This is a genomic window from Pseudomonas sp. NPDC089554 (assembly GCF_050280645.1).
In the GTDB taxonomy this organism is placed as follows: Bacteria; Pseudomonadota; Gammaproteobacteria; order Pseudomonadales; family Pseudomonadaceae; genus Aquipseudomonas.
The window spans coordinates 93,802-103,677 of sequence record NZ_JBNNVR010000006.1; the positions used below are offsets into that span (position 1 = coordinate 93,802).

At 64.9% G+C, this 9,876-nt stretch carries 6 protein-coding genes; 3 read left to right on the top strand and 3 right to left on the bottom strand.

Annotated elements, in window-relative coordinates:
• Window positions 1-277: 277 nt before the first annotated feature.
• Complete coding sequence (locus ACQKPE_RS03665) at window positions 278-1,351, top strand: autotransporter domain-containing protein (RefSeq protein WP_427663409.1); 1,074 nt, start codon at window positions 278-280, stop codon at window positions 1,349-1,351.
• Window positions 1,352-1,450: 99 nt separating this feature from the next.
• Here ACQKPE_RS03665 and glgB read toward each other — a convergent pair whose 3' ends face one another.
• The 3 genes from glgB to ACQKPE_RS03680 all read right to left on the bottom strand — a co-directional run bounded on the left by glgB (window position 1,451) and on the right by ACQKPE_RS03680 (window position 9,169).
• Window positions 1,451-3,661 carry a 1,4-alpha-glucan branching protein GlgB gene (gene glgB, locus ACQKPE_RS03670; protein ID WP_427663410.1) on the bottom strand — a complete coding sequence of 737 codons (2,211 nt, stop codon included), beginning with the start codon at window positions 3,659-3,661 and terminating at the stop codon, window positions 1,451-1,453.
• 43 nt (window positions 3,662-3,704) lie between these two features.
• Entirely contained in the window at window positions 3,705-7,016 is a 3,312-nt protein-coding gene (gene treS, locus ACQKPE_RS03675; RefSeq protein WP_427663411.1) for a maltose alpha-D-glucosyltransferase, read from the bottom strand.
• 134 nt (window positions 7,017-7,150) lie between these two features.
• Window positions 7,151-9,169 (bottom strand): alpha-1,4-glucan--maltose-1-phosphate maltosyltransferase, encoded by a 2,019-nt coding sequence (locus ACQKPE_RS03680; RefSeq protein ID WP_427663412.1) that lies wholly within the window; start codon window positions 9,167-9,169, stop codon window positions 7,151-7,153.
• A gap of 139 nt (window positions 9,170-9,308) precedes the next feature.
• Here ACQKPE_RS03680 and ACQKPE_RS03685 point away from each other — a divergent pair, with 139 nt between their 5' ends.
• A complete protein-coding gene (locus tag ACQKPE_RS03685; protein ID WP_427663413.1) occupies window positions 9,309-9,476 on the top strand; it encodes a hypothetical protein in 168 nt (55 codons plus the stop codon).
• 175 nt (window positions 9,477-9,651) lie between these two features.
• The coding region (locus ACQKPE_RS03690; protein ID WP_427663414.1) for an acyl-CoA dehydrogenase family protein at window positions 9,652-9,876 on the top strand (225 nt) is incomplete at its 3' end.

Consider the following 9,876-nt stretch of genomic DNA (forward strand, 5'->3'; position numbering starts at 1 on the left):
TCGCTATAGCCGCATCGATCTTCAAATGATTCAATGAATTAGCCCCCTCAAGGACGCCTTCACGTTCTTTTCACCGTTTCTTGACGCAAGCCCCGCCGTCTCCTTAGCTGAACATATCGCCCACTGCGAAAATTTCGCGCCGAGCCTCTAGCACGCGCCTTTGCGCGCGCCTAAAGGCCCCGCGCGCTGGTTTGGGTCGCCCACTGTTTTTGTGTCGTACAGCTCGTGACATCACGCCAGGCCTTGGCTGTTTACCCACAAAAACAGGAGACCCGCCATGAAACGAGTATCGATCCACTCCCGTTTCGAATGTCTGTGCTGTGCGGTTTCCACGTCGCTGCTTCTGGCAACCCCGGTGGAAACCTTCGCCTTCGAACTCAACGACGACCCCGCCTTTGGCAACCTGCTTCAGCAACCGCTGATGCCGCAGCTGTCGCTGGACCCGGTCAATGCCAGCGGCGTGGGACTTGGCACCTTGCAGGCGTTTTCCGAGCGCATGGCCGAGCGTCACGGGCCACTGCCCAGCGACCTCACCGCCAGCCAGTGGGCGCAGTTCTTTCCTGGCGTGGGCAGCCGCCAACCTGCGCCTGCGCAACTGGAAGCGCCCAGCCAGCAGCTGTTGATCGGCCCGGACCTGTTCGTACGCGAAACCGCTGGCGGCAACGTGCACCGCGCCGGGATCTTCGTCGGCCACAACAACCTGCAAAGCAGCTTCAACGGCATGCGCCCGCTGCTGGGCGACAAGCAGCGCAATGCGGTGAACCTCAGTGGCGAGAGCCTGGGTGTGTACTGGAGCATGACCCACGACCAAGGCTGGCACCTGGATGCGGTGGCCATGGGCACGCGCATCGACGTCAATGGCCGTGGCGAGAACGGCAAGCGCCTGGACGACAGCGGCCATGCAATGACCTTCTCGGTAGAGGGCGGCTACCCCATCGGCCTGGGCGGCGGCTGGGTGATCGAGCCCCAGGCGCAGTTGATCAACCAGCAGTTCTTCCCCGGCAACCAGGCCCAGGCCGAGACCTTGCAGGCCTTCGACAGCCAGCCAAGCTGGAGTGGCCGGGTGGGCGCCAAGTTGTCGGCGCGCTATGAAGTGCGCGGCATGCCGATCGAGCCCTACGTGCGTACCAACGTGTGGTACGACTTCAGCAATGCCGAGGCAGTGAAGCTCGATCAGGTGGACAAGATCTCCAGCTCGCGCAGCTCGGCGACCGTGGAGTTGGGGTTGGGACTGGTCGCGCGGGTCACGCCCAAGGTGGCGCTGTTCGTCAGTGCCGACTACAGCAGCGATGTGGATGACAACGACTTGAATGGGCTGATAGGCAGCCTGGGGGTGAGGATGCGGTGGTAGGCAGGCGCGGCCCTTTCGCGGGCAAGCCCGCTCCTACAGGTTCAGCGCAAATCCTGTAGGAGCGGGCTTGCCCGCGAAAGGGCCGGGCTTGCCTACAAATCAGGCCGGTTTCATCACCAACACCCCAAGCGGCGGCAGGTTCAAAGCCAACGACAACGGCTGCCCATGGCTGGGCAACGCCTCGCTGGCCACCGCCCCCAGGTTGCCGACATTGCTACCGGCATACAGCTCGGCATCGCTGTTGAGCAGCTCCTGCCACTGCTCGCCGAACGGCACGCCAATGCGATACCCCTCACGCGGCACCGGGGTGAAGTTGGCCACCACCAGCAGCGGCTCTCCGCTGCTGCTCCAGCGCAGCCAGGCATACACGCTGTTGACCGCATCGTCGCCGATCAGCCACTGGAAGCCCTGGGGCAGGCAGTCCTGTTCGTGCAATGCAGGTTGCTCGCGGTACAGGCGGTTCAGGTCGCCGACCAGCTTCTGTACGCCCTGGTGTTCCGAGTACTGAAGCAAGTACCAGTCAAGCTGCTGGTCGTGGTTCCACTCACGCCACTGGCCGAACTCGCAGCCCATGAACAGCAGTTTCTTGCCCGGGTGGGCCCACATGAAGGTGAGGTAGGCGCGCAGGTTGGCGAACTTCTGCCAGCGGTCACCCGGCATCTTGTCGATCAGCGAGTGCTTGCCGTGCACCACCTCGTCGTGGGAGATCGGCAGGATGAAATGCTCGGAGTAGGCGTAGATCAGCCCGAAGCTCATTTCGTTGTGGTGGTAGGTGCGGTGGATCGGGTCGTTCTGGATGTAGTGCAAGGTGTCGTGCATCCAGCCCATGTTCCACTTGTAGGCAAAGCCCAGGCCGCCCTGCTGGGTCGGTTGGCTGACGCCCGGCCAAGCCGTGGACTCCTCGGCGATCACCAGTGCACCCGGGGCTTCGAAGGCGGCAATGTCGTTGAGCTGGCGGATGAAGTCGATGGCCTCGAGGTTCTCGCGCCCGCCGTGGCGGTTGGGCACCCATTCGCCGGCCTTGCGCGAGTAGTCGCGGTAGAGCATCGAGGCCACCGCGTCGACCCGCAGGCCATCGATGTGGAAGTGCTTGAGCCAGTGCAGCGCCGAGGCCAGCATGAACCCGCGCACCTCGTTGCGGCCGAGGTTGTAGATCAGCGTGTTCCAGTCTTGGTGAAAGCCCTCATGGGGATTGTCGTACTCGTAGAGGGCAGTGCCATCGAAGCGTGCCAGGCCGTGTTCGTCCGTGGGGAAATGCGCCGGAACCCAGTCGAGAATCACCCCGATGCCGCCCTGGTGGCAGGCATCGATGAAGGCGGCGAAGTCCTCGGCGCTGCCATAGCGCGAGGTGGGCGCGAACAGCGACAGCGGCTGGTAGCCCCAACTGCCGCCGAACGGGTGCTCCATGATCGGCAGCAGCTCGATGTGGGTGAAGCCCAGTTCCTGCACGTAGGGCACCAGGCGCTCGGCCAGCTCGCGCCAGTTGTAGAAGCGCACCACCTCGCCGCCGTCATCCAGCTCGCAACGCCAGGAGCCGGCGTGCAGCTCGTAGATCGACAGCGGCGCGTTGTAGGCGTGGCGCTGGGCGCGTTGCTGCATCCAGTCGTGGTCGCGCCAGTCGTGCTGCAAGGGGCCTGCGACCTTGGACGCGGTGCTCGGTGGTAACTCGGTGGCGCGGGCCAACGGGTCGGCCTTCAGCGGCAGCACGCCGTCCTGGCCCAGCACTTCGAACTTGTAGGTTTCGCCCACCGTCAGGCGTGGCACAAACAGCTCCCACACACCCGCGTTGTGTCGCAGGCGCATGGGGTGGCGGCGACCGTCCCAGTTGTTGAAGTCGCCGACCACCGACACCCGCCGGGCATTCGGCGCCCACACCGAGAACAGTACGCCGTCGATGCCCTCGACCTGGGTAGGCTGGGCGCCGAAGCGCCCGGACAGGTCGCGGTGGTTGCCTTCGGCGAACAGGTAGAGGTCCATCTCGCCCAGTTGCGGGCCGAAGCTGTAGGGGTCTTCGGTGACCTGCTCACCACCGGGCCAGCTGACCTGCAACTGGTAGGGCTGGGCCTCGCCCAGGTGGGCGGTGAACAGACCCGGCAGGCTGCCCTGCTGCATCTCGCCCAGCACGCGCCCGTCTTGGCGTGCCAACACCCGCACGCTCAAGGCGTTAGGCAGGAAGGCGCGCACGAACACACCACCGGCGCCATCGCCGTGGGTACCCAGTACCGCGAAGGGGTCGGCGTGCTCGGCGCGGGCCAGGGCGTCGATATCCCGTTGCCGAAGGCCACCGTTTTCACGCGTTGTTGCATTCATCTCACTGCCCCTTTCCATGTGTTCAATAAAGGTTGCCCGTCACTCATGACTCACCCCAGGTGCTGATCAACCCATGCAAACCATGCAAGGGCACGGCCAGCCAGCTGGGACGGTTCTCGGCCTCGTAGGCGATCTCGTAGGCCGCCTTCTCCAGGCAGAACAGTTCCAGCGCAGCACGCTCGCCCTCGGCCTTCGCCCACGCATGGGGCATGGCCGCCGTGGCCAAACCATAGGCTTCGACGAAGGCATGTCGCGACTGGTGCAAGTACTGCCGGGCGACCCGCTGCCAAGCCTGGCGCGCCGCGTGCGAAAGGTCCCCGCTAGAGGCGCTGCGCAGGATCATCGCAGCAGCATAGTCGAAGGAACGCAGCACACCGCTGACGTCCTTGTACGGGCTGTGCTTGGCCCGACGCTCTTCCAGCGGGCGCGCAGGCTCGCCCTCGAAGTCGATCAGGTAGGCATCGCCCTGCACCACCAGCACCTGGCCCAGGTGCAGGTCGCCGTGCACGCGCATCAGCAGGCCACCCTGGGCCTGGCGGGCCAGGTTGTCGATGTGCTGGGCCAGGCCATCACGCTGTTGTTGCAGGTCGGCGACCAGGGCCTGGCTGTCGGGGTCGAGGCTGTCGCGGTGCTGGGCGAGCAGGTCGAGGGCGCGGCCCAATTCAGCGCTGACCTGCTGGCTCCAGCGCTCGCTGTCGGCGGCGCTGCTCACCTGCGGTGCAAAGGCCTCGTCATCGCTGGGCGCTGCCAGCAACAGGTGCATCTCGCCCAGGCGCTGGCCGAGCAAGGCGGCGAAGCCGGTAAGCTCGGCCAGGGCATTGGTGTGTGCCTCGGGTTCGCTGCTGGGCGGCTCCATTTCATCGCGGATCGCCCGTTCCAAGGTGTTCTGGGTCCAGGCCCAGGCATCGCCCTGGTTGCTCAGGTAGCCCTGGGCGATCATCAGCAGGTGCGGCTGGTTTTGCTCATCCACCCGGCTGACCCAGGCCAGCAGCGGCGAGATATTGGCAAAGCCGGCGGCGGTCAGGTAGGCGCTCATTTCCAGTTCCGGGTGTACACCCGGGTTGACCCGGCGAATCAGCTTGAGCACCACGCTTTCGCCCACCACCACCGAGCTGTTGGACTGCTCGGCGCTCAGGTAGCGCACCTCGCTATGCTCATCCAGGCCCAGGGCCACCAGCTGTTCGGTGTGCTCGAAACGTAGCTCGCCACTTGGGGTGGCAAGGCGCAGCTGTTCCTCGCAGCCCGCCAGCACCGCACGCACGAACGACTCCTGCACGAAGGCATCGGTGATCAGCCCCACCTGGCGGCCACGGCGCACCCGCGACAGCGCCAACTGCTGGGGCAAGGCGCTGTTGATCTGTTCTTCGGGCAGCAGGCCGAACGGCAACTGGTAGACGCTGTCCACACCCTCGCTGCGCACGGTGATCTCGCTGAGCAGCACCGGGTTGTTCGGGGTGCCGAAGCGCACACCGTAGTCGATGCGTACCGAGTCGATCGGCCCTTCCTTGCCGGCGAACCAGCGCCGCTTGGGCAAGTACTGCGGCAGGATGGTGCTTTGCAGGGTGTCGCTGGAGGGGGCTTCGAGCAGCTCCTCCATGCGTTTGCGCAACACCAGGGTAGTCAACTCCGGCAGGCCCTCGGCAGGCTGGATGTGCCAGCTCGGCATGCGGTCGCGGCTCGCCAGCAGGAACCAGTAGAAGCCATAGGGCGGCAAGGTGAGCAGGAACGGCAGCTGGCCGATGGGTGGGAAGGCGCTGCCGCCGAGCATCTCCACCGGCACCATGTCGGCGTATTGCGAAAGCTCCAGCTCAGCGGCCTGCGCTGCACGCGAGACGTTGGCCACGCACAGCACGATTTCGCTGTGGCCATTGGCGTCGGTGTATTCGCGCACATAGGCAAGGATGCGCCGGTTGCTGGGCGTGAGCATCTTCAGGGTGCCGCGACCAAAGGCCTTCTGCTGCTTGCGCACCGCCAGCAGGCGGCGGTTCCAGTTGAGCAGCGAATGCGGGTCGTGGGCCTGGGCCTCGACGTTGACGGTCTGGTAGCCGTAGAGCGGGTCCATGATCGGCGGCAGTACCAGACGCTGCGGGTCGGCACGGGAGAAGCCGCCATTGCGGTCCGGCGACCACTGCATCGGCGTGCGCACGCCGTCGCGGTCGCCCAGGTAGATGTTGTCACCCATGCCCAGTTCGTCGCCGTAGTACAGCGTGGGGGTGCCGGGCATCGACAGCAGCAGGCTGGTGAGCAGTTCGATGCGTCGGCGGTCACGTTGCAGCAGTGGCGCCAGACGCCGACGGATACCGAGGTTGATGCGTGCGCGGCGGTCTTCGGCGTAGTAGTTCCACAGGTAATCGCGCTCGCGGTCGGTGACCATTTCCAGGGTCAGCTCATCGTGGTTGCGCAGGAAGATCGCCCATTGGCAGTTGGCGGGAATCTCCGGGGTCTGGCGCAGGATGTCGGTGATCGGGAAGCGGTCTTCCATGGCCAGCGACATATACATGCGCGGCATCAGCGGGAAGTGGAAGGCCATGTGGCATTCGTCGCCATCGCCTTCGCCGAAGTACGGGCGGGTGTCCTCGGGCCACTGGTTGGCCTCGGCCAACAGCATGCGGTCGGGGTAGTTGGCGTCGATTTCGGCGCGCACGGCCTTGAGCACGTCGTGGGTTTCGGGAAGGTTCTCGTTGTTGGTGCCGTCGCGCTCGATCAGGTAGGGGATGGCGTCCAGGCGCAGGCCATCGACGCCGATGTCAAGCCAGAAGCGCATCACCTCGATCACCGCCTTCATCACCTGGGGGTTGTCGAAGTTCAGGTCCGGCTGGTGGGAGTAGAAGCGGTGCCAGAAGTACTGGCCGGCCACCGGGTCCCAGGTCCAGTTGGACTTCTCGGTGTCGAGGAAGATGATGCGCGTGCCGTCGTATTTCTGGTCGTCGTCCGACCACACGTAGAAGTCCCGCGCCTTGCTGCCGCGCTTGGCGTGGCGGGCGCGCTGGAACCAGGGGTGCTGGTCGGAGGTGTGGTTGATCACCAGCTCCGTGATCACCCGCAGCCCGCGCTTGTGCGCCTCGGCGATGAAGCGCTTGGCATCGGCCATGCTGCCGTAGTCGGGGTGCACGGCCTTGTACTCGGCGATGTCGTAGCCGTCGTCGCGCCGGGGCGAAGGGTAGAACGGCAGCAGCCAGAGGGTGTTGACCCCCAGCTCGGCGATGTAGTCGAGCTTGCTGATGAGCCCGGCGAAATCACCGATGCCGTCGTTGTTCGAGTCGAAGAACGACTTGATGTGCAACTGGTAGATCACCGCATCCTTGTACCAGAGCGGGTCGTCGATGAAGGCTGCCGGGCGGGAACGCTTGGCCATGTGCGACTCCTTTCAATTCTTGATTCGGCGCGCTCGTGTAGGAGCGGGCTTGCCCGCGAAATGAGCTCCGCGGTGCATGGCACCGGCTATGCCGGTGTTCGCGGGCAAGCCCGCTCCTACAGGTTGTGTGTGGGCTACCGGGTCTTTTCGATACGCCAGATACCAAACGGCTGGTGCCAGGGCTCGATACGCATCCACTGGGTCTTGCCATGCCAGGTCCAGCGATGGCCGTTCATCAAATCCTCGCCCTGGGTATCGGCGTTGTCGTCCAGCCCCAGCTCCCACAGCGGCAGCTCGAAGTGCGCCTCCTGGGCGTTGAACGGGTCGAGGCTGATCGCCACCAGGATGAAGTTGTCGCGCTCGGGGGTGCGTTTGGCGAAATACAGAATCTGATCGTTCCAGCAGTTGAAAAACGCCACGCCCAGATGGGTTTGCAAGGCGCGGTTCTGCCGACGGATGCGGTTGAGCTGGGCGATCTCGCCGACGATGTTGCCGGCCTGGGTGTAGTCACGCGGACGCAGCTCGTACTTCTCCGAATCCAGGTACTCCTCCTTGCCTGGCAGCGGCGCGCCTTCGCACAGCTCGAAACCTGAATACATGCCCCACAGGCCCGAACCCATGGTGGCCAGCGCGGCGCGAATCAAGAAGCCCGCGCGGCCGGAGGTTTGCAGGAAGTAGGGGTTGATGTCCGGCGTGTTGACGAAGAAGTTCGGCCGGTAGCACAAGCTCCACGGCGGCTGGTTGAGCTGCTCGAAATACTCGCGCAGCTCCTGCTTGTTATTGCGCCAGGTGAAATAGGTGTAGCTCTGCGCATAACCCACCTTGCCCAGGCGCGCCATCATCGCCGGGCGGGTGAAGGCCTCGGCGAGGAAGATCACGTCCGGGTGCTGGCTGCGCACATTGGCGATCAGCCATTGCCAGAACGGCAACGGCTTGGTGTGCGGGTTGTCGACGCGGAAGGTCTTCACACCTTCCTCGACCCAGCCCACCACCACGTCGCGCAGCGCCAGCCACAGGCCGGGCACGGCGTCGGCGGCGTAGAAGTCGACGTTGACGATGTCCTGGTATTTCTTCGGCGGGTTCTCGGCGTAGCGAATGGTGCCGTCGGGGCGCCAGCTGAACCAGCCGGGGTGCTCGGTCAGCCAGGGGTGGTCCTGTGAGCACTGGATGGCGAAGTCCAGGGCGATCTCCAGGCCATGCTCGGCGGCGGCGGCGACCAGGCGGCGGAAATCCTCGCGGCTACCCAGTTGCGGGTGGATGGCATCGTGGCCGCCTTCGTGGCTGCCGATGGCATACGGGCTGCCGGGATCGCCCGGCTGGGCTTGCAGGGAATTGTTGCGGCCTTTGCGGTGCTGCTTGCCGATGGGGTGGATGGGCGGGAAATACAGCACGTCGAAGCCCATGTCGCGGATCATCGGCAGGCGCGCATGCACATCGTCGAAGGTGCCGTGGCGCTGCGGGTCGTCGGTGGCCGAGCGCGGGAACAGCTCGTACCAGCTGGCGAACAGCGCCTGCTCGCGGTCGACGTCCAGCGGCCACTCGGGGCTGCGGGTGAGGTAGCTACGATGTTCGGCCTGGCTCATCAGCAGCGCGGTGTCGGGGTGCAGCAGCAGTGCCACCTGCTCGTTGCCAGAGAGTGTCGGCAGGCGTTGCTGCAACTGCTCGAGCTGTTCACGCAGCGGCCCTTCGGCGCGCTCGATGCCCTTGCCCAACAGCAGCCTGCCCTCTTCGCGCTCCAGCTTCACATCGACCCCGGCGGCGTATTTCTTCTCCAGGTCGTAGCAATAGGTGGCGTACGGGTCGACCCAGGCCTCCAGGCTGAACACATGCGCGCCCAGTTCCACCGGGGTGATCTCGGCCAACCACAGGTCGTTGCCCAGCGACTGCATCGGCACGCAGTGCCAACGTCGGCTGTGGGCCTGGCGCCAATGCAGCATCACGGCCAGACGGTCGTGGCCATCGCTGTAGACCTTGGCCGACACCTCGACCGCTTGTCCGACCACGGCCTTGGCGGCGAACGTGCCGCCATCGAGCGTTGGGCTGACATCTTCGATCACGATACGCGGCGCCAGCAGCGCCTGGGACAGGCTGATGCCTTGGTCCGGGTGGTCGTTGGCCATCGGCACACTGGCGAAGGGCTCATTGCGCGACATCGGTCGTTGCTCCCTGTTGGCTGAGGCGGTAAGGGTTCAGAGCCGTCGAACGCGGGGGGGTTCCAAAAAAAATGAGCGAATGGCGCAGGCGTGGATCAAAGCCTTCACTACCCTCTCATTCACCCTGCGAGGCCAGGCCATGAACATTCCCATTCCACCGGAGACACCCGACCCAAACATCGACGACCCGGCGCTGCCACCGCCGGTGCCCAAGGATGACCCGGACGAGCTGCCGATCAAGCCGACCATGCCGCCGACCGTGGGCGACCCGCCGAGCGAGGAGCCACCGGTGAAAGCCCAAGGATAGACAAGGGCTGGGGGATGGCGACGGGCGAACGATTGACAGCCTGCAAAGGCAGGTTTACGTTAACGTAAAGGTTAAAAGCCAAGCACCGCTTCCCAGCGCCGCTCCCACAAGGTTCGGAGTGACGCAGCTGAGCTACGGTGTTACCCAACTCCAAGAACAATCAAGGTGCCCCCGCATGCATTACCCCAGCCTGAATTTCGCCCTGGGCGAAACCATCGACATGCTCCGCGACCAGGTACGCTCCTTCGTCGCCGCCGAACTGGCCCCGCGCGCTGCGCAGATCGACCACGACAACCAGTTCCCCGCCGACATGTGGCGCAAGTTCGGTGATATGGGCCTGCTGGGTATCACCGTGCCGGAAGAATACGGCGGCGCGGGCCTGGGCTACCTGGCCCACGTG